General features: G+C 35.9%; 17 protein-coding genes and 1 tRNA gene. 7 read left to right on the top strand and 11 right to left on the bottom strand.

What is annotated here, in order from left to right; all coding sequences use genetic code 11:
• Positions 1–43 precede the first annotated feature (43 nt).
• The 3 genes from RHABOEDO_RS05470 to RHABOEDO_RS05460 form a co-directional block, all read right to left on the bottom strand.
• Positions 44–208, bottom strand: a complete 165-nt coding sequence (locus RHABOEDO_RS05470) for a hypothetical protein (protein ID WP_215216564.1) — start codon at positions 206–208, stop codon at positions 44–46.
• A 947-nt stretch (positions 209–1,155) separates the two neighbouring features.
• Complete coding sequence (locus tag RHABOEDO_RS05465) at positions 1,156–1,356, bottom strand: hypothetical protein (protein WP_215216566.1); 201 nt, start codon at positions 1,354–1,356, stop codon at positions 1,156–1,158.
• A gap of 110 nt (positions 1,357–1,466) precedes the next feature.
• Positions 1,467–2,009, bottom strand: a complete 543-nt coding sequence (locus RHABOEDO_RS05460; RefSeq protein WP_215216567.1) for a peptidylprolyl isomerase — start codon at positions 2,007–2,009, stop codon at positions 1,467–1,469.
• 583 nt (positions 2,010–2,592) lie between these two features.
• On the opposite strand from RHABOEDO_RS05460, the gene RHABOEDO_RS05455 reads away from it, so the two are divergent.
• Both RHABOEDO_RS05455 and RHABOEDO_RS05450 read left to right on the top strand, forming a co-directional pair.
• On the top strand, positions 2,593–4,005 hold the full coding sequence (locus tag RHABOEDO_RS05455; protein ID WP_215216568.1) for an amino acid permease: 1,413 nt from the start codon (positions 2,593–2,595) through the stop codon (positions 4,003–4,005).
• 65 nt (positions 4,006–4,070) lie between these two features.
• A complete protein-coding gene (locus tag RHABOEDO_RS05450; protein WP_215216569.1) occupies positions 4,071–5,342 on the top strand; it encodes a replication-associated recombination protein A in 1,272 nt (423 codons plus the stop codon).
• A 306-nt stretch (positions 5,343–5,648) separates the two neighbouring features.
• On the opposite strand, the gene RHABOEDO_RS05445 is transcribed toward RHABOEDO_RS05450, so the two are convergent.
• Genes RHABOEDO_RS05445 through RHABOEDO_RS05435 form a run of 3 tightly spaced genes read right to left on the bottom strand, consistent with a single transcriptional unit; the run spans position 5,649 to position 8,884 of the window.
• Positions 5,649–6,284: a class I SAM-dependent methyltransferase gene (locus RHABOEDO_RS05445; protein ID WP_215216570.1), complete on the bottom strand. Its 636-nt coding sequence runs from the start codon at positions 6,282–6,284 to the stop codon at positions 5,649–5,651.
• Between the two features lie 7 nt (positions 6,285–6,291).
• Positions 6,292–7,269, bottom strand: a complete 978-nt coding sequence (locus tag RHABOEDO_RS05440) for an MBL fold metallo-hydrolase (protein WP_215216571.1) — start codon at positions 7,267–7,269, stop codon at positions 6,292–6,294.
• Between the two features lies 1 nt (position 7,270).
• Positions 7,271–8,884: a diphosphate--fructose-6-phosphate 1-phosphotransferase gene (locus RHABOEDO_RS05435; protein WP_215216572.1), complete on the bottom strand. Its 1,614-nt coding sequence runs from the start codon at positions 8,882–8,884 to the stop codon at positions 7,271–7,273.
• Between the two features lie 114 nt (positions 8,885–8,998).
• Between RHABOEDO_RS05435 and RHABOEDO_RS05430 the strand changes: the two genes are divergently transcribed.
• Positions 8,999–9,079, top strand: a tRNA-Leu gene (locus RHABOEDO_RS05430).
• A 280-nt stretch (positions 9,080–9,359) separates the two neighbouring features.
• Here RHABOEDO_RS05430 and RHABOEDO_RS11110 read toward each other — a convergent pair.
• From RHABOEDO_RS11110 to RHABOEDO_RS05420, 3 genes are all read right to left on the bottom strand, one after another.
• Positions 9,360–9,494, bottom strand: a complete 135-nt coding sequence (locus tag RHABOEDO_RS11110) for a hypothetical protein (protein ID WP_256439896.1) — start codon at positions 9,492–9,494, stop codon at positions 9,360–9,362.
• Complete coding sequence (locus RHABOEDO_RS11460) at positions 9,491–9,661, bottom strand: helix-turn-helix domain-containing protein (protein ID WP_350339710.1); 171 nt, start codon at positions 9,659–9,661, stop codon at positions 9,491–9,493. The genes RHABOEDO_RS11110 and RHABOEDO_RS11460 overlap by 4 nt, the downstream gene beginning before the upstream one ends.
• Before the next feature lie 274 nt (positions 9,662–9,935).
• Positions 9,936–10,553 (bottom strand): hypothetical protein, encoded by a 618-nt coding sequence (locus tag RHABOEDO_RS05420; RefSeq protein ID WP_215216573.1) that lies wholly within the window; start codon positions 10,551–10,553, stop codon positions 9,936–9,938.
• A 298-nt stretch (positions 10,554–10,851) separates the two neighbouring features.
• Between RHABOEDO_RS05420 and RHABOEDO_RS05415 the strand changes: the two genes are divergently transcribed.
• Entirely contained in the window at positions 10,852–12,672 is a 1,821-nt protein-coding gene (locus RHABOEDO_RS05415) for a hypothetical protein (protein WP_215216574.1), read from the top strand.
• Positions 12,673–12,716: 44 nt separating this feature from the next.
• Here the strand turns inward: RHABOEDO_RS05415 and RHABOEDO_RS05410 are convergent, their stop codons facing one another.
• A complete protein-coding gene (locus tag RHABOEDO_RS05410) occupies positions 12,717–13,988 on the bottom strand; it encodes an alkaline phosphatase family protein (protein WP_215216575.1) in 1,272 nt (423 codons plus the stop codon).
• Positions 13,989–14,064: 76 nt separating this feature from the next.
• Between RHABOEDO_RS05410 and RHABOEDO_RS05405 the strand changes: the two genes are divergently transcribed.
• Both RHABOEDO_RS05405 and RHABOEDO_RS05400 read left to right on the top strand, forming a co-directional pair.
• On the top strand, positions 14,065–15,486 hold the full coding sequence (locus tag RHABOEDO_RS05405) for an amino acid permease (RefSeq protein ID WP_215216576.1): 1,422 nt from the start codon (positions 14,065–14,067) through the stop codon (positions 15,484–15,486).
• Positions 15,473–16,240, top strand: a complete 768-nt coding sequence (locus RHABOEDO_RS05400; protein WP_215216577.1) for a class I SAM-dependent methyltransferase — start codon at positions 15,473–15,475, stop codon at positions 16,238–16,240. The genes RHABOEDO_RS05405 and RHABOEDO_RS05400 overlap by 14 nt, the downstream gene beginning before the upstream one ends.
• Here RHABOEDO_RS05400 and RHABOEDO_RS05395 read toward each other — a convergent pair.
• On the bottom strand, positions 16,237–16,743 hold the full coding sequence (locus RHABOEDO_RS05395) for an acyl-CoA thioesterase (RefSeq protein WP_215216578.1): 507 nt from the start codon (positions 16,741–16,743) through the stop codon (positions 16,237–16,239). The two genes, RHABOEDO_RS05400 and RHABOEDO_RS05395, sit on opposite strands and share 4 nt — an antisense overlap.
• A 99-nt stretch (positions 16,744–16,842) precedes the next feature.
• Here RHABOEDO_RS05395 and glmS point away from each other — a divergent pair, with 99 nt between their 5' ends.
• Positions 16,843–18,672 carry a glutamine--fructose-6-phosphate transaminase (isomerizing) gene (gene glmS, locus RHABOEDO_RS05390; RefSeq protein WP_215216579.1) on the top strand — a complete coding sequence of 610 codons (1,830 nt, stop codon included), beginning with the start codon at positions 16,843–16,845 and terminating at the stop codon, positions 18,670–18,672.
• Positions 18,673–18,765: the final 93 nt, after the last annotated feature.

Here is an 18,765-nt window from a genome sequence, read left to right as displayed (position 1 = left end):
AGATTATTTAAGCTTGCTCGATAACTGAAAAAACAACCAGTGCTTACTTGCGGCGAGCCGTAGTTCTTCTAGTAGTTCGACGAGCTGTCTTACGAGCTGTTTTTCTAATAGTTCTTTTAGCTGTTGTTTTTCTAGTACCAGCTTTTCTAGCTGTTCTTTTAGCTGTTTTTCTAGTACCAGCTTTTTTAGTTGTCCGTTTTCTAACCATATATCCTCCAAATTTAGGTATTACGATTGTAAAACTAACTCATAACAATCTTTTATACCCTATAATTATTAATATACATAAAAAAGAAATAAAAATAAAAAAAATTTAAAAATAGTTGACTTCAATTAGAAAATAAAAAAAAGAAAAACCTTTCAGAAAGGGTTTTTAAAGTGATTTTTTTTAAAATAGTTAAACAAAAAAACTTTACTTAACTCCTACATTCCCACCCCCCTAGGGCACTTTTTTGGAATTAGCCCATAGATTTGAATTGCCGTTTCTCCAAACAAGCAAATGACTTTCTTTCGAATTGCATTAATGTTGCTAAGGATCTATCCACAAAGGAATAGAACTCGGCCCATTTACAATCAACGATAAAACGACCTGCTTCAAATCTGGCCTGTAGTCCTTGGAAAATCCATGTGTAACCTCTATAATTTTGGGATCATCGTCAACCGCATAGGCTCCATGAACCAATAAACCTGTCGTGTCTATGTGATGTATTCCATCCAATAAATGATTATCCAAAGCGATCCCAAAAGCTACTTCAGAAAATAATTTGCTTGCACCATACTCTGCAATATTATCGAGAGCACCAGTTGACCGACCATTAAAAGCAATTTTTGACTAAAGGGTCTCTGTATGTAGGAGACGTAGCAGCTCGCATTTGCCTAGCGGGTTTTCCACGGCTAATACCGCAAGTGTGACTTTCCTTAGCAAAGACAGATTTGCAGCGCCTATTTTATCTTGATAGCGATGTTTATCCTCTTCAAAAATAACATCTAGAGATAAATGAAGGCCATTTTCTATTCCCCAGTGTTTCCGTACGCTCTTAGCAAATTTATCTATATCGAGCAGACTGGTTATGTAATAACATATCTCTAGATATGTCTCGAACAGTTTCTCGCATCCACACTCTAAATTTAAGATGTCCTAACACAAGACTTTGCTCAGAAGCAAAATACCATATGGATAGGATCTATTGTCTTATTACCAGAACCGCATAATGTCTTGCCGTCAATGGCAATACTGTCTCCTCCAAATGCCTGAGCTATGGACTGAGTCCACTGCATAAAACATGTACGGAACGAATGAGGATTTAAAAAGGCAAAAAACCTCTCATAGGTATCATTAGAAGGAGCCAGAATCATTTTTTATCTCTCAATTATCAAGCAAAATCTTCATGCGTTGGCCCTGTAGGAATGTAGGTTAACTATTTAATATTAAAAAAAATCATTAATTATAGATTTTTCTTATGTTTTTAGTTCTCATCTAGAGAAAAGACTTCCATGTTTTTAATTACATCTCCTTCTTCAAGGAGATCCAAAATATCCATTCCATCAGTTATTTGTCCAAAAACAGAATATTCTTGGTCCAAGTTAGAAAGGTTTTCTAAGGTAATATAGAACTGAGAACCACTAGATAACTTCTCAGGATTTTGATAATTAGGAAGCCTAAGCCAAGCTAAAGCGCCTCTTTGATGAGATTGTCCTATTTCTGCAGCAATTCTAAAATCGCGTCCATCAGGATCACCGGCTTCTACAACATATTTAGGCACAATGCGATAAAAAGTTAAACCATTATAGAAACCACCTTTTGCTAATTCTATAAAGAACCCCGCGGAAACAGGAGCCTCTTTATGATAGAGGCGACAGGTTATATTTCCCTTAGAAGTATGAATAATTATTCCATCTTCTTTTGCTTCAAAAGCAGCTATTTGAGAATATTCTTTATTCTTTTCTTGCGCCCTAATAATAGATATAGTACATAGAACCATGTATAAATATAGCAGAAATTTACTCATTAATGCCTCTTGGTCAAAAAGATACGATTGTTGATATACTAAATGAACGAATTTTTTCTTAAACTAAAAAACATTATAAAAGTTCAATAGATTATTATCATGTTTTATATCTTGAGATTGAAGAGTTTTTAAGATGAGTTGAGCTTTAAGATTCGCTCAACTCAAAATAGAGGGTTGTTAACAACCGCAGCCAGGTTTGTGATGTGGATTATTTGGCTTACAAGGATCACAAGGATTTTGTTTCGGAGGACAATGAGGTTTGTTTGGCTGATGGTGATGATGATTTGGTTTGTTATGCTCTTTCATGATTTCTCCATATGGGTTTAAAGCGGTTATATTAAAAGCTACAATACAACCTAAAAGTACAACTTAAAATGAAAACACGTTTGTTTTTCATAGCTCTTAATTATTAATTACCATTTTTTTATTAAAATGAAAACCCGCTCTTGCTATAAAAAAACACAAATAAACATAACAATTTAATTATTAAAACATTAAGAAATAATGAAACAAAATGATTTTAGTTTTTAACTATTTAGCTAATAATGTAAATTACCTATTGAAAAAAAATTAAGGAGTAATAATGAAAAGCTCTTCTGATAAATCTAGACGGGTCTTAAGCGTATTTGTACTTGCAATGTTAAACGTATCCATTATGGCAAGCTTACGTAATTTGCCCTTAGTTGCTGAGTTTGGATTAAGCGCTATTTTCTTTTTCCTTGTTGTTGCTCTTTTTTTTCTCATTCCTTGTGCTTTAATCTCCGCTGAATTAGCTACTGGCTGGCCAAAATCAGGAGGCGTTTATATTTGGGTTAGAGAAGCCCTAGGCGATCGTTGGGGTTTTTTTGCTATTTGGATGCAGTGGATACATAATGTTGCTTGGTACCCTGTCATTTTATCTTTTGTAGCTGGTACTTTAGCCTATTTAATCTCTCCTAATCTCTCTCAAAATAAATTTTTTATCTTATCTGTGATTTTACTGGGATTTTGGGGAATGACTTTTTTCAACTATTTTGGAATTAAAACTTCAAGTTGGTTTAGTACTATTGGAGTAATTGCAGGAACTATTGCTCCAGGAATATTAATCATTTCATTAGGTATGATCTGGATTCTAGGAGAGCGTCCCGTGCAAATGGAATTAAGTTGGAATGCTTTAATTCCAGAATTTAAGGGCATTAGCGACTTAGTTTTCTTGGCAGGATTGTTTCTTGCATTTGCAGGTTTAGAGGTTTCTGCTGGCTATGCCTCTGATGTAAAAAACCCTAGAAAAAATTATCCCATAGCTATTGTATTAGCCGCCATTATCACCTTCAGCTTATTTATATTAGGCTCTCTTGCCATTGGAGCTGTGATCCCTAAAACAAATATTAGCTTTGTTTCTGGTTTAATGGATGCGTGCGCGATCTTTTTTCAATACTACCAGTTAACTTGGATTTTACCCATTTTGGCTTTTCTATTAGTAATTGGAGCTATAGCTGAGGTTAATTCTTGGTTAATTGGACCTGTTAAAGGCTTATATACTACATCTACACATGGAAATTTACCTCTTTTTTTTCAAAAGGTAAATAAACGCAACGTTCCTACTCGATTATTATTATTCCAGGCAATGATTGTTTCTATAGTAGGATTTATTTTTTTATATATGCCTAATGTAAGCGGCGCTTTTTGGATTCTTACCGCCTTAAGTGCTCAAAGCTATTTAATCATGTATATTTTAATGTTTCTCTCGGCCATTATCCTTCGTTATTCTAAGCCGCATGTTCCTAGAGCTTATAAAGCTCCTTTTAAAAATAAAGGGATTTGGTTATTTGGCTCTTTAGGAATTCTTACTTCTTTATTTGTAATTATTCTAGCATTTGTTCCACCAGCTCAATTAAACACAGGAAATCCTTGGGTTTATTGCACTTTCTTATTAAGCGGTCTTATATTTATGTGTGGAATACCTTTTTTGATTTATGCACGCCGTAAACCTAGTTGGGTGAAAAAAAAGCATTAAAAAACAGCTTTGTATCTGAATATGTAAGCTTTTATCTATAATTAGGTAAAAATATAGAGAAAATTATGATAATTCCCCTTGCAGAGCGTTTACGCCCCACTCAATTAGATGAAATCGCAGGCCAAGAGCACCTTTTATCAGAAAAGGGATTGATAAAAACCACCCTTTCACAAAAAAAACCGGTTTCCTTACTGCTTTGGGGACCTCCCGGTTCGGGAAAAACCACTCTCGCCCTTGCTTATTCTAAAGCATTCGATGCACGTTTTATTTCTATGAGCGCTGTTTCTCACGCAACGTCTGATGTGAAAAATATCATTCAAGATATGCAAATTCATCCCCTGTTACAAAAACAGATAACCATTCTTTTTGTAGATGAAATCCATCGATGGAATAAGGCTCAGCAAGACTTATTCCTCCCTTACTTAGAAGCGGGTTTATTTATACTCATTGGAGCAACTACAGAAAACCCTTCCTTTGCTTTAAATAACGCTCTTTTATCTCGGTTTAGAGTGCTTCAGCTGTATTCTTTAAATTCTTCTTCTTTACATAAGATCATCAATAGATATGAAGAAAAATACACAAAACTTTCACTTAGTCCAAAAGCAAAAGAAATTCTAATTACAGCAGCTCAAGGAGATGGGCGACACCTGATTAACCTGATTGAAAATCTAGAACCCCTTCTCATAAAAAAGCAGATACTTGAGGAAGAAGATCTGCTTTTATTACTGCAAAAAAAATCTCCTTTGTATGATAGACAATCAGATCAACACTATCAGTTAATTTCTGCATTGCACAAATCCATTCGGGGCTCTGATCCTGATGCAGCTCTCTATTGGCTTGCCCGCATGCTAAATGCAGGAGAAGATCCGCAGTTTTTAGCCCGTCGACTTATTCGTATGGCTGTAGAAGACATAGGCCTTGCTGACCCACAAGCGCTTGGACTTTCCCTGCACGCTTGGGAAGCATTTGCACAGCTTGGGGCCGCAGAAGCAGAGCTAGCTTTAGCTCAAGCCGCTGTTTATTTAGCGCTAAGCCCTAAAAGCAATGCACTTTATGTCGCTTTTAACCAAGCTAAAGAACAAGCTAAAGCAACCTCTCACCTCCCACCGCCTGCTTTTCTTATCAATTCTGTTACAAAACTCGATTCTGAATTAGGACATGGAGAAGGCTATCAATACGATCATGATCTGCCTTTTGCTTTTTCAGGGCAAAATTATTTTCCGCAGGAGTTGATAAGATGCAAGTTTTATCAACCTAAGCCTTATGGTTTTGAAAGAGAGATGCAAAAACGGGTAAGCTATTTTGAACAGCTTCGAAAAAAAAACCCTCCCTCTTAGAAGCCATTTACTTATCTTCATAAGTAGAATGAAAAAGGGAAGGTCAAGAGAGCCTGTTTTCTCAGACTGGGTGGATGGTAAGTAGTGAATGACACTTATACTTATGGTCTTTGCCATCTAGTCGATGACCTGTTAACCCGAGAATCTTGGTTGAAAAAGTTCTTATTTCAGAACATAGGTGCCAAGGAAGCCCTCTTTATAAAAAAGACATTAATTAATTATCTTTGTTAATTTTAATTTAACAACATTTTTATTAATTTAAAAGATCTAATTATAGTTTTTTATATAAAAGAAACAAAAGCTATACTACTTCTGATTTAAGAATACTTCAATTTTTCCCCATGGCACAGGAACAGTAAACTGTTTGATTGTCTTAAACCCTTTATGATAATCCTTTAAAGAGTAGCTGAGTGTAATAATTTTGATTTTTGCAGGCAAGGATGCACATAGCTGTGTAATCACATTATCCGATAAACATGTTCCATAAAGATAAATACACGTAGCTTGGTTTAAAGCTACATGTTGAATATCATCGCATATAAATGTTAAGCGTTTTATATTAAGCGCTTCTACAATTTTTTGTGCGTTTAACACGAAAAAAGGAATAAAATCCACTGCAGTAACGCTACAGAGCAACACACTACGTAAGAAAAAAGCTGCTCTTCCTCTACCACAACCCAGTTCAAATACATGATCGTAGGGTGCTATTTCACATTCTTTAGCAATAACTAAAAGCGATGTTAAAGGGATTTCTCCATAAATATCTATTTCTTCCCCCTCTCTTTTTTTTAAGAATCTTTTTGAAATAGTAAAGGGATTGAGGAAGCGATACTTCTTTTTAAGAGCAAGGTCGCACTTTTGAAACAACTCACAGCTGTAAAATAATTGAAATACCCTTTTTTCTTCCTGAAGAAAATAGATCTTGGAACGTAGATAAACCATAAAAAGGCTAAAAATTGATCGCATATCCAGGAGGTAGGGTAAGAAAAGAAGAATGGTCTATTTGATGCTTTTTTAAACTCACGTATAAATCATAAGGCGGACGATTCATCGGTTCATCAGATAGACAAAATGTTTTCCAATGCATCCCAATGCTTAATTTGGAACCAACCTTTTTGTGGATCATCACAGCTTCTTCGGGATTAATATGAACAGGTCTCATAAAGGAACGAGGGGAATAAGATCCAATGGGAATCAATGATAGATCTATGGGAGAAAAACGTTTTCCAATTTTCTTAAAGTCAACCGGATTATACCCTGTATCCCCTACAAAGTAGATTCTTTTAACCAACTGATCTTTATCATAGAATTCCAAAACCCAGCCTACCCATAGAGTATCGTTTAAAGACCAATGCTTCCTACCTGAAAAATGTTGTGTGGGTACAGCAGTAATTTTTACTCGTTTAGAATCCCTATTAGAGAAACCAAGCACTCTTTCTTGCCACCATTGACATTGATACACCGGAAAAATCTCTTGGGCATCAAACCAAGTTTTTACGCGCTGAGGTACCATCCAAGTAGCTTGTGGAAAGTGCTTAGCTAAAACCAATACTGTGGCCTTATCTAAATGATCATAGTGATTGTGGCTAATGAGAATTAAGTGAATTATCGGGAGTTGATCAAAAGAAATGCTGGGAGGATGGCGACGCTTAGGTCCTAGAAAAGATAAAGGAGAACAACGTTTGCTCCAAATAGGGTCGGTTAAAATCCGCAGGCCATCTATTTCAATAAGAAAAGTGCTGTGGTTAATCCAAACCGCAAAAAGATTACTAAAGCTCGCTTGTCTTTGATAAATAGGAGGATTAAAGAAAGCGCAATTTCCTAGCTTTTCATCATCGCAATACCCTAACTTCCATAATAATATATCTTTGAGATCAGGACGAATATTTTTTTCATGAGGGTTAGTGAATTTTTTTTGCTTATACATATTATACATCAATGGATAAGGAATAAGAGGTTGTGTCGGTTAGTTGTTTTTCTCCGAAAAACTGTATAGGTCCTGGGTATAAGTAATGGTCATTTAACCTCCACGCATTTCTATGTTGCTTATAAAAGGCAAAAGACTTGGAGCAAAGATCCACCAGAGCTTTTTTTATCACCGGCTTTTTTTTGCCTTTGCGCCATTCTAAGTTCATCAGGGAAGTGAGCGGAATTCCTAACACCTGCCAATCTATAGGATTTTGCGTTAATCCTGTTATACAACACATATACCCTGTTGCATTATGGGTAATTAATAAAGCTGCTGCATATCCCAAGGAATAACAATAATTACAATCAAAATTAGACGGAAATCCAGCTCTTCCTTCATAACCTAAAAAATGATGTAAAGCAGAAAAAGCACCCCTATATTTGCCGTCTTTTAGTCGTCTTTTTAATTCTTGGGTAACTGTTTCTATCAATAATTTTTCTGTCTCAATAAAAGAGACTTGCACATTACCATGAGGGTCTCTATTTAAAAGAAGTTGCTGTTGAATTCTCTCCGGTAAAGAGATAAAAGATTTCTGAGAATCTTCAGTCAGTCTGCCAACAATCTCTTTATTATCTATAGAAAAATCTGCTAATAAGTGATTTAACTCTTGAATCAAAACACCGATTTCTGGAATGAACTCTATTAATCCTTCCGGAATGAGAATCACTCCAAAATTTTTTCCTATCTCTGCACGTTCACAGACTAAATCTGCTATTTGATGCGTAATTTGTTGCAAAGTTTTTTTGCTCTCTGCAATTTCCTCTGCAATTAATACCATATTTGGATGCGTGCTTAAGCCGCATTCTAAAGCAATATGCGAAGCAGAACGCCCCATTAGTTTAATAAAGTGGTAGTATTTTTTAGCCGATAGACAATCCCTGGTAATGTTACCAATAGCCTCTGAAAAAGTTTTACAGGCCGTATCAAACCCAAAGGAGGTAGCAACGTAGGTATTTTTTAAGTCCCCATCAATTGTTTTTGGGACCCCAATTACCACTGTTTGAGAGTTTTTGCTTATAAAATACTCTGACAAAATAGCGGCATTGGTGTTGGAATCATCCCCTCCAACGATAACCAAACCATCTAATTCCATGAATTCAACTGTATGTAAAGCAAAGGCTAAATGCTCTAAGGTCTCTATTTTAGTCCTTCCCGATCCGATTAAATCAAATCCTCCCTGGTTCCGATACGATTGAACCAGCTCTTTGGTCAATTCCTTATATTTACCTTTTATAATCCCTTCAGGGCCTTCTAAAAAGCCAAACAGTCTTGATTCTGGAGTCAGTAAAATTAGAGCATCCAAAAGACCTGTGATGACATTATGCCCTCCAGCAGCCTGTCCACCGGAGAATACAACTCCGACCCGCAATAAACGATTTTTGTTGTTCCTGTTTTTTTGAAGTTTTAAAATAGGTTGGCCAAATGTCAAGGGAAAAAGCGCACGAATTTCTTCATTTTCTAAAGAAGTATTTTTATCTTTTACCCATTCAACGTTATCTATTTGTTGCAATACACTAGGCAATATAGGAAGATATTTTTCACGAGCTTTACGTAAAGGGTTTTCAGGCAACATAAGGATCGCTCTTTTGCTTTTTTTTCGCTTAAGTATGAGCTTAAAAAGGTTAAAATAACAACTATTTAAAAATCAGTTGACGAAAAGAGCTTATTTTCTCTAAATTACTTCTTTGCCCAGATGGTGGAATGGCAGACACGCCAGATTTAGGTTCTGGTGCCTCACGGCATGTAGGTTCGAGTCCTATTCTGGGCATACCCCTCAGGACGCCTTCCCGAAAGGCAAGCGCGTCTTTTATCATCTTAAATGGTTTTCGTGTTTAGTCCCTAAAGGGCCCTTTCAACCTCGAAGTGCACGAAAAAGAACATATAAATACTTAAAAAAACATCTATTGTGCACCCGAGCATAGCATGTTTGTAGATAATCTCCTAAACGCTTCTATTGGAGTTTCGAAGTTAAGAGCCTTTCTAGGTCTGTTATTTAGTATAATATTTTTTCCCTCGATGAAAGGAGCTCTCTATAAAGCTATCCTCCCTTAAGATGTGAGATTATAGATGGTCTCATGACTAACATGTTCTTTACCATGTCTTTTAAACCATCCGGATATCTGTATAGGGCTCCATTGCAACTTGATTTTTTCTTCAATACTGGTAACTATTCGAGGAATCATTTTTTATTGGGCTGAGAATTTTTTCTAAGAAATGCTTTTTCTTGAGCTTGCTGATGACGGTATCCTCGTTGTCCTTTATTTCTCTTAAGCTCCCTACTAATAGTGCTATGATGAACTTTTAGAATGGTTGCTACTGAGCTAGATGTATCTCCTCTAGCTTGTAAAATATAAATCTGAAATCTTTAGTCATAGGTTAGGTGATGGTAGCCTTTAGGCAAGGTCTCTTTTTGTGTTTGATTGTTAAAAATCACAATAGAGCTCCTTTCATCGCCTGCCTATTCTTTTTTTAATTCTTCTGTGCACTTCAAACTTGAAAATATAATTTTTTAAATGCCTATAACTTTGCGAAAAAGTTGCTTTAACTCATAAATTTCTTCAAAGATAGAAACTTAAGAACCTCAATTGAGGTTCTTATAGCATACATGTCTTGAAAAGGGTTTTCTATTTTAGTCTCTGAATCTCCGCTGTATTTCTATCATATTCTGCTTTTTTAAGAAAATACTCTTTTGCAAACTGTGTTTTTTGATGCATCTCATGGCAAGTAGCAACCTTACCAAGCAAATCTGACATATCTTGTTGTAAATTAATGTTCTTGTTTTCCAATGCACTAATACGACGTAAACGTGATTCATTATCTGAATAAAGGCTTAACACCTCTCCAGCATTGCGCGCAATCATGCACATAGCTTGTTCAATTTCAGCCGATAACTTAAGGCTATCTGCTACCTGGAATAGCTCTTGTTTTTGCATGGCAACTTGGCGTTGTAATTGATCGTTAGAATCTTGTAATTCTCTAATTCTTTGCAAATCTTCATTGCGCAATGTCATTCGTTCTTTACCAACATAAAACTCAAAGCGATTACTCAAATCCTGCTTAGAATTAACAGTTTGAGGCTTATCTATTTTCTCTTCAGCAATAGAAGAGATGACAGGGATGCTTGTTGGGATTTCAAGCTCTTTATTTGAAGTATCTCGAACATTTAACTGTTTATTTATCTTAGGACTTCCTAATTGTTTGGTTCTTGAAGTGGATTGGCCACCTAATTGCTTAGTTGACATGTGACACCTTCCTTATATTAAGACATGTTTACTATAAAATTGTTTACGGAAAGCTTTTATATGAGTCTTTAGCTCAAGCTCCGTTAACTTAATAATATATTTATATTTTTAATTTGTCAATTAACTAGATTGTATAAATTAATATGTTTTTAATTGTAAAAAATACTAATTAAAATAAAAAAATAAAAAAAATAGAGCTTTTTTATTTGCGCGAAAAGAACAATTTGCTAGTTTGACAAATTACTTTCTTAAGAAAAATGAGAAATAATTTTTCCAATCATCGAAATATGGGTGCTTTATGCCAAAAAAATACACACAACTGCTCTTATCTATTAATATTTGCTTAACTGCAGTAGCAACTGCTACAGGCTCAGATGCCAGTAGTAATGATAGTTTTGTTGTGGTTCCAGACCACGAAATAAGCAAAGCATCCGATACCTATTGGGCAAACGAGGAACATGATCGGAAGTATCCTGAGATAACGAGTCAGGATCAGGATCCAAACTTTGATCCATCAGTTGAATTAAGCAACCAATTCTATCACATTTGGCACCGTTTGGAGAAAATAAATAAAATCTATCCATCTGAATTATTACAAAGAGCTCTATTACAACATCAAGAAAACCTTGAAAATCCTATTCCATACGATGCAAGCAAATCTCAACAAGATTTAACACACGATATACTTGTTCAATTCATCGACTTTTATGATGACTTGGAAGCACTTTCAAAGTATCAATTTAAAGAAGAGCTAGATGAAAATCTTCAAGTCGTATTAAAAATACAATTCGCGGAAATTTGCAAGTGCGTAAATAGAGTTCATGACCTTTATAAAGAGAAAGCTCTATCAAAAAGCGATCAACTTTTTTTAAGCCATCAATTAAAAGAACTTCTCGTCTTTTCTCAAAGCTTTCTAGCAGAAGATTCATCCATTTCAAGTAATACAACTGCATTAAGCAATGAAACCCTGTATCTTGTTAAGAAAGACACAGATGCAACATCTAAACCTTTCCCAGACGAGTCCTCCCCAACAAAGGTAGAATTAGATAATCAATTTAATCAAATTTGGGATTGTTTAGATGAGATAAATACAATCCATCAATCTGAACTATTACAAAGTCTTATATCCCATCATAGAGATGTAGAAATACCCTATGATGAGAGCTTAGAAGAAGTTAGCAAAGAAATTTTAGAAAATCAATTCATCCAACTTTATAAATCTTTAGCAATTTGTTCTCAACATGAACCTAGGGAAGGGCTAGGTGAAGAGAGTAGGCTTAAATTAGATATTCAACTTGATCAGATTAAGCGCTGCTTGAATACCATTTATATGATTTATAATTCAAAAAAAGAATTTTTATCCAAAGAAGAGAAAGCTTTTTTAAGAGATCAATTAGAAGAGCTCCATAATTTTTCCTGCAATTTTATAAGACAAAACTCGCTTCAAGAGGAAAATATCGATAAAGTAGAATTAAGCTCACTAGATAAAATTCAAGCATTATTAAATAGCTGTGAAGAAGAAAATTCTTTAATTTATCCGCAATATGAATATATTATAAATAGCCAAAAAGCCAATATATCTAACCTTTTAACAAGCTCTAAGACTGAAAGCACTATCGAAAATCAGTTACTTTATTTTAACAAAGCTGAAGGGTTAATGGAAATACAACACACAGAATTATCAGAAGATGGAGAATATGCAGAGCCCTATACAACAACATGGAAAATCCGGCCGGCCGATATTAATCTTGTAAAAGATTGGAAAGAACAGGATCCCATTACTATCGATAATACCAATATCTTCTCTAAATACACCATGCGTGGAGAAAAACTCGATTACACTCTTACTAATCATAAAAAATCCGTACGAGCCAATTTCATTTGTAAGAGCTCAAATAAGAATACATACACCATACTATCGATAGATTATCTCGAAAATATTGTAGTTCTTAAAAATGGACCCTGCTTATTTGTACAAGACGGAGAATTGAAAGAATGGCATATTAAAGATGTTGTAATTTTACAAAGATCTGGATCTGTTATCGATGCAAATAACCCTCATGAATTAATTAATAAAACAAGAGGAAATAAGAAAACTTGGGTTTCTTTAAAAAAATAAAAGAAAAAAAAGCCTTATTTTTTTTAGAAATAAGGCTTTTTTTTCTATCTATGTGGCAAAAAGAGACAGATAGATTCCATTTCTTGGGGAGTTAATCCCCCATGAGCTGCAAAAAAATGTTGTTCAAAACGATTTTTTTCAAACCACCAAACAGCTTCGCTAAAATAAGGTAGAATCACTAGATTGGCTAATCTTTGTTGCAATCTTTCTGAAGCTCCACCAAAAAATTTTTCTTTCACCATTTTTTTGGTCAAAACAACATCAGCTATGCCTTTTAACTTTTTTTCTAAAAAGCTTGCGGTTTCTAACAGTTTTTCCTCTTGGACATGTAAAAATAAATCTCTACAAGAACCAGCAGGAGCTAATATCCTGCCTTGGCTGTCTTTTTTCATGGCAAGAAGAATAGAAGGAACAAACCGATTTAAATAAATTGTTTTATCGGGATCTACAGGGCTCATTCCATGATCCGCTGTAAATAAAGTCGCAATACGCTTTCCAGACTTGCGAAGGGGTGTCCAAAAGTTCGTTTCAATAAGATTCCAACAATTCAATACAGCATTAGAGAAAAAATCGGATGTAATACCATGTCGATGTCCCATTGAATCGATATCTGCAAGGTAGATAAAACAATAAAAAGGAGTTTGTTTAGGATTGCAACATAGATCTACTAATGAGTTTAAAGCAGAAGAAAATGTTACGTAAGGAACCATCGTTGCTGCTTCACATAAAGCCTTAGAATAAGAGGAATGAGCAATCTTATCGCTTTGGAATACATAACTCGCAATATTCTGGGTAAGCAATTTTTGATAAAATGTCTTAAAGGGAAAAATCTGTTTGGGATCGTACTTTGGAATTAACTGATTAGCAGATTTATCTCCCGCATAAGAAAAAAGCAAAGGAGTAATGATTTTCTCTATAAGGGGCTCGTAGTAAAACCATTCATAAATTCCTGTCTCTCCCACATTTAGGCCAGTGTGTATTGTAGTTACATGAGCCGCTGTTGTAGATGGGAATTGAGAAGAGATCTTAGAAACCACTCCCTCTTCTACCACTCGTTTTAGAAAAGGACAAGAGGGTAAATATTTTTCAAAAAATTCCCATCCAAAACCATCGATAAGAAAAAGCACCACACCATCATAGTCTCCATAGCTATCTGCTATTGCAGATTTTGGCAAGCCTCCTTTAGGCTGCTTAGATAGCAAACGCATAATGGTTTGAGGAAATTGAGAGAATGCATAACCTTGATAAAGAGGCTTCTTAAAACAAGAAGTGTATTGGGCTAATTTCAATGCATCTAAAGATTCTTGATTAATCAAAAAAAATCTCCTAATAACTGTACTTTATTCTATTTTTTAGATAATATATATTCCTTTTAATATAAGAAATCTGATTATGAAGAAAAATTTTTCTCCAAAGCGTTGTATTAGCGTTTTTGCTTTAGCTATGATTAATTTAGCTGCTATTGGGAGTGTGAAAAACTGGCCCATTACAGCAGAATATGGTTTTGCATCTATTTTTTATCTTTTATTAGCAGCTTTGGTCTTTTTTTTACCCTTATCGCTTGTATCTGCGGAACTTGCTACCGGCTGGCCTCAAACAGGGGGAGTATTTGTATGGGTAAAAGAAGCTTTTGGTGCAAAAATAGGATTTTTAGCTATCTGGCTTCAATGGATTGAAAATGTGATCTGGTATCCTACTATTCTTTCGTTTATCGCAGCTACATTAGCTTATCTTTTTAAACCAGAACTAGCTGGTAATAATATGTATACCTTAGCTGTGGTTCTTATTTCCTTCTGGTCAGCTACTTTATTAAATTTAATGGGCATGCAAGCCTCGAGCTTAATTAGCACTATTAGTGTAATGCTTGGATCTTTCATTCCTGGAATCTTTATTATCGGCCTTGGTCTTTTCTGGTTCTTTCAAGGGAATCCTTTAGGGATTGTTTTAGATTTACAGCATTTAATCCCAAATATCACCTCTATTGATAGCATGGTATTTTTTACAGGGGTCATTCTGTCTTTTTGCGGAATAGAGATGTCTGCAGCCCATGCTAGAGATGTGAAAAACCCACAAAGAAATTATCCAAGGGCGATTCTATTCTCTGTGGTTATCATTTTGAGCATGTCGGTTTTAGGCGTATTATCTATTGCAAGCGTTGTTCCACAAAAAGAAATAAGTCTAGTTGCGGGCTCTATGCAGGCTTTTGTATATTTTTTTGACAGATATCATTTAAACTGGCTTACACCCTATATTGCAGCGCTCGTTGCCATTGGAGCCTTTGGATCTATGAGCACGTGGATTGTAGGGCCAACCAAAGGCCTATTAGCTGCAGCAAAATTAGGGGATTTACCTCCTATATTTCGCTTAGTGAATCGAAAAGCGGTCCCTATCAACTTGCTTATTTTACAAGCTATTATTGTCACCTTTCTATCACTTGTATTTGTCTGTATGCCCAGTGTGAGCAGTGCCTTTTGGATTCTGACTGTGATCGTAGCTCAGTTATACCTGATCATGTATATCTTGTTATTTGCCTCTGCTATTAAACTGCGCTATACTAAACCTCATATCGAACGCTCTTATTTAGTCCCTGGCAGAAAATTAGGCATTTGGCTCATTTCAGGTTTAGGAATCTTAAGTTCTTTTTTTGCTATAGCAATTGGCTTTGTTCCTCCTTCTCAATTAGAAACGGGTAGTTTTTTATTTTACGAGGGCTTTTTAATTGTAGGTGTGTTAGCTGGTTGCTTTGCTCCTTCTTTAATACTTTTTTTTCAAAAACCACATTGGAAACGTCTTTTATCTCATGAAAAAGAATAAGCAAGACACTTCGTGGGAATCCTCTTCCGCTTGGTATGATAAGTTAGTTAGCATTGAAGGACATTACTATCATCAAGAAATCATTATTCCTGGGATTTTAGCTCTGCTAGAACAATATCCGGATCCCGATGGATTCTTATTAGATCTTGCCTGTGGACAAGGAGTATTAGCTCGTCATTTACCTAGACAAATGAAATACATCGGAATCGATGCTTCTCCTTCTTTGATTCAATCCGCTCAAAAAAATGCATCCAGCAATCATCGATTTTTTGTGCATGATTTTACCCATGATTTATCTATCCCAAAAATCCTGTGCAGCCATGCATGTTGTATTCTCGCATTGCAAAATATATCCTCTGTTAACTCATTACTTCAAAGCGCCTGGAAGCATCTTAAAAAAAATGCCCCGCTAATTTTAGTTTTAAACCACCCAAGTTTTCGCATCCCTAGACAATCGAGTTGGGGCATAGATCTAGCAAAAAAACTACAGTATCGCCGAATGGACTGTTATATGACTCCTTTGAAAATCCCTATCCAAACACACCCTAGCCTTAAAAACCAATCTGAAACAATCTGGTCATTTCATTACCCACTATCTACTTATAGCGCTCTTTTAAAAGACGCTGGCTTTGTGATAGATCTCATTCAAGAGTGGTGCTCGAATAAGAAAAGTCAAGGAAAAATGGCTAGTATGGAAAATCGTTCACGCAAAGAGTTTCCTCTCTTTATGACCCTTATTGCACGTAAGATTTAAAAGTTCATCTCTTGACGTTTTTTCTCTCGTTCTTTTTTTTCTTTTTTACGTCTTTGTCTGCGATCATCCGCTTCCTGATAACGTCTTTTTTCCAAGGCGCTTTCTGGGAGCACTTGTGGAACCTCTACAGGAGCTCCTGCGTCATCTAGTGCTACAAAAGTAAAATAGGCAGATAAAATGTGCTTACTACGTCCTGTAGTATATTGCTCAGCTACTACTTTTACGCCAATTTCCATAGAGGTTCTCCAACTACGATTAATTGCTGCCTTGAAGACCAAAATATCTCCTCTACGAGCTGGTCCTAAAAAATGCATAGAATCAACCGATGCTGTTACGCAGGTACGCTCACTGTGTCTTTCTGCTACTACTGAAGCAACACGGTCTAAAATAGACATCACTAACCCACCGAATACAGTATCATTAGAATTAAGATCGTTGGGAAACACTTTATAGGTTTGATCATTAATAGCAGATTCAGAAACTTTTTTAGGAACAAAAGACATACCCCCCCCCCTTTACTTATGCTTAGTATATCGAATCCGCTTTTAGAAAGTACTCTAATCTGCTAACCTTAAGTTTGAAAACAAAAAAAGAGAATGATTATGTGTGGTATATTTGCATATATTGGTCCGCGTAATCCTGCAAAAACCTGCTTAAAAGGATTAAAACAACTCGAGTACCGTGGGTATGATTCTGCAGGAGTGGCTGGCGTGGAAAAAGGGATGTTAATCACCTACAAAGCTGTAGGTAAGCTAAGCGCTTTAGAACAGGTAATTGAGCGGTGTCAAAATCATCAACTACATCTTGCTATTGCTCATACTCGTTGGGCTACTCATGGTAAACCAACAGAGGAAAACGCCCACCCTCATTTTGATCAAACCCAGTCCTTAGCTGTGGTGCATAACGGCATCATTGAAAACCATTTTGCTCTTCGCTCTATGCTGCAAGAAAAAGGCAGGCACTTTTACTCAGACACAGATACAGAGGTGATAGCGCAGCTTATCTCTCATTTTTACCGAAATGATTTACTCGCCGCGGTAAAAGATGCTACTTCTTTGCTTAAAGGCTTTTGGGCTCTTGCTATCATTCATAAAGATCATCCAGATCAAATCATTGTAGCTGCCTATCAGAACTCCATTGCTATCGGTTGTGCTCATGAGGAGGTTTTTATATCCTCAGATGTAAATGCTTTTTGTGAACCAGATTTAGAGATAATGTTCTTGCATAGCAAGGAAATAGCCTGTATTTCTTCTCAAAAAATCCAAGTATTCGATAACACACATACACAAATTAACAAGCCAACAGAGTATTTTGAAATAGAAAAAACACTTGTTTCTAAAAATGGCTATCCCCATTTCATGCTCAAAGAAATCTTTGAGCAACATAAAACGATTCAACAAGCTTTTCACAACCGGCTTTTACATGTGCAAGGGACTGTTTTTTTTGAAGAGCTTCTCTTTACAACAGAAGATTTAATAGAAGTGCGTCAAATCTTAATTATTGCTTGTGGCTCTTCTTGGCATGCAGGATTACTTGCTGCTGCTTTTTTTCAAGAAAAAGCGCGAATCCCCACTCAAGCTCATATTGCTTCAGAATTTCGCTATAGCCATCCCATCCTCTCTAAAGAAACATTAGTGATCGCAATTAGTCAGTCAGGAGAAACCCTAGACACCCTAGCCGCTGTTAGAGAAGTGAAAAAAATGGGGGCAAAGGTTTTAGGAATTTGCAATGTAGCTCATTCCACCCTAGTAAGGGAAGCAGACTCCACATTGTTTTTAAAGGCAGGAGCAGAAATTAGTGTCTGCTCAACAAAAGCCTTTATCAATCAACTCATCGTTCTTTTTTTATTTAGTCTTCAAATGGCAAGATTGCGACAAATGGATATAAAAACAGGGCAGTATTGGATCCATGAAATAGAGGCTATTCCTAAACATATAGAGACCATCTTGCAACAAAAAGACACCATCTCCTATTTTGCTAAACAATATGCACACCTAAAACATTTCTTCTTTTTAGGACGCAGCTATATGTATCCCACCAGCTTAGAAGCTGCTTTGAAGCTCAAAGAAATTAGCTATATCAATGCACAGGCCTATCCAGCAGGAGAGATGAAACACGGTCCCATTGCCCTTGTTGACCCCTCTTTAGCTGTCATTGCCTTATGCGGTAACAAACACACCATAAAAAAAATGTTGAGTAATTTAATGGAAATTCAAGCCCGAAATGCACCTATTTTAGCATTTGCTCCTAAAAGCTGTTTAGATGTTTCTTTGATTACCAATCAGGTGATCTGGCTTCCTTCCTCGCCAGATCCACTCTCTTGTATTCTCTATTCAGTAGCTACCCAGCTTTTTGCCTATTCTATAGCACTGGAAAAAGGCACTGATATCGATCAGCCACGTAATCTTGCTAAATCGGTAACTGTGGAATAGGCAGCTCTTTTAACCTCAATGTTGGGTTTATCTCTTTGTTTTTCAAGTAGATAAACGGATTTTTCTCGGTGAAAATCCTAAAAGCTATAAGGA

The organism is Candidatus Rhabdochlamydia oedothoracis (assembly GCF_019453995.1).
GTDB classification, from domain to species: domain Bacteria; phylum Chlamydiota; class Chlamydiia; order Chlamydiales; family Rhabdochlamydiaceae; genus Rhabdochlamydia; species Rhabdochlamydia oedothoracis.
This window is presented reverse-complemented; position numbering and strand designations above follow the sequence as displayed.

Bases quoted from the DNA above. Each gene is read 5' to 3' on its own strand.
- RHABOEDO_RS05470 (WP_215216564.1), bottom strand. From the start codon at position 208: ATGGTTAGAAAACGGACAACTAAAAAAGCTGGTACTAGAAAAACAGCT.
- RHABOEDO_RS05465 (WP_215216566.1), bottom strand. From the start codon at position 1,356: ATGATTCTGGCTCCTTCTAATGATACCTATGAGAGGTTTTTTGCCTTT.
- RHABOEDO_RS05460 (WP_215216567.1), bottom strand. From the start codon at position 2,009: ATGAGTAAATTTCTGCTATATTTATACATGGTTCTATGTACTATATCT.
- RHABOEDO_RS05455 (WP_215216568.1), top strand. From the start codon at position 2,593: ATGAAAAGCTCTTCTGATAAATCTAGACGGGTCTTAAGCGTATTTGTA.
- RHABOEDO_RS05450 (WP_215216569.1), top strand. From the start codon at position 4,071: ATGATAATTCCCCTTGCAGAGCGTTTACGCCCCACTCAATTAGATGAA.
- RHABOEDO_RS05445 (WP_215216570.1), bottom strand. From the start codon at position 6,284: ATGGTTTATCTACGTTCCAAGATCTATTTTCTTCAGGAAGAAAAAAGG.
- RHABOEDO_RS05440 (WP_215216571.1), bottom strand. From the start codon at position 7,269: ATGTATAAGCAAAAAAAATTCACTAACCCTCATGAAAAAAATATTCGT.
- RHABOEDO_RS05435 (WP_215216572.1), bottom strand. From the start codon at position 8,884: ATGTTGCCTGAAAACCCTTTACGTAAAGCTCGTGAAAAATATCTTCCT.
- RHABOEDO_RS11110 (WP_256439896.1), bottom strand. From the start codon at position 9,494: ATGATTCCTCGAATAGTTACCAGTATTGAAGAAAAAATCAAGTTGCAA.
- RHABOEDO_RS05420 (WP_215216573.1), bottom strand. From the start codon at position 10,553: ATGTCAACTAAGCAATTAGGTGGCCAATCCACTTCAAGAACCAAACAA.
- RHABOEDO_RS05415 (WP_215216574.1), top strand. From the start codon at position 10,852: ATGCCAAAAAAATACACACAACTGCTCTTATCTATTAATATTTGCTTA.
- RHABOEDO_RS05405 (WP_215216576.1), top strand. From the start codon at position 14,065: ATGAAGAAAAATTTTTCTCCAAAGCGTTGTATTAGCGTTTTTGCTTTA.
- RHABOEDO_RS05400 (WP_215216577.1), top strand. From the start codon at position 15,473: ATGAAAAAGAATAAGCAAGACACTTCGTGGGAATCCTCTTCCGCTTGG.
- RHABOEDO_RS05395 (WP_215216578.1), bottom strand. From the start codon at position 16,743: ATGTCTTTTGTTCCTAAAAAAGTTTCTGAATCTGCTATTAATGATCAA.
- glmS (WP_215216579.1), top strand. From the start codon at position 16,843: ATGTGTGGTATATTTGCATATATTGGTCCGCGTAATCCTGCAAAAACC.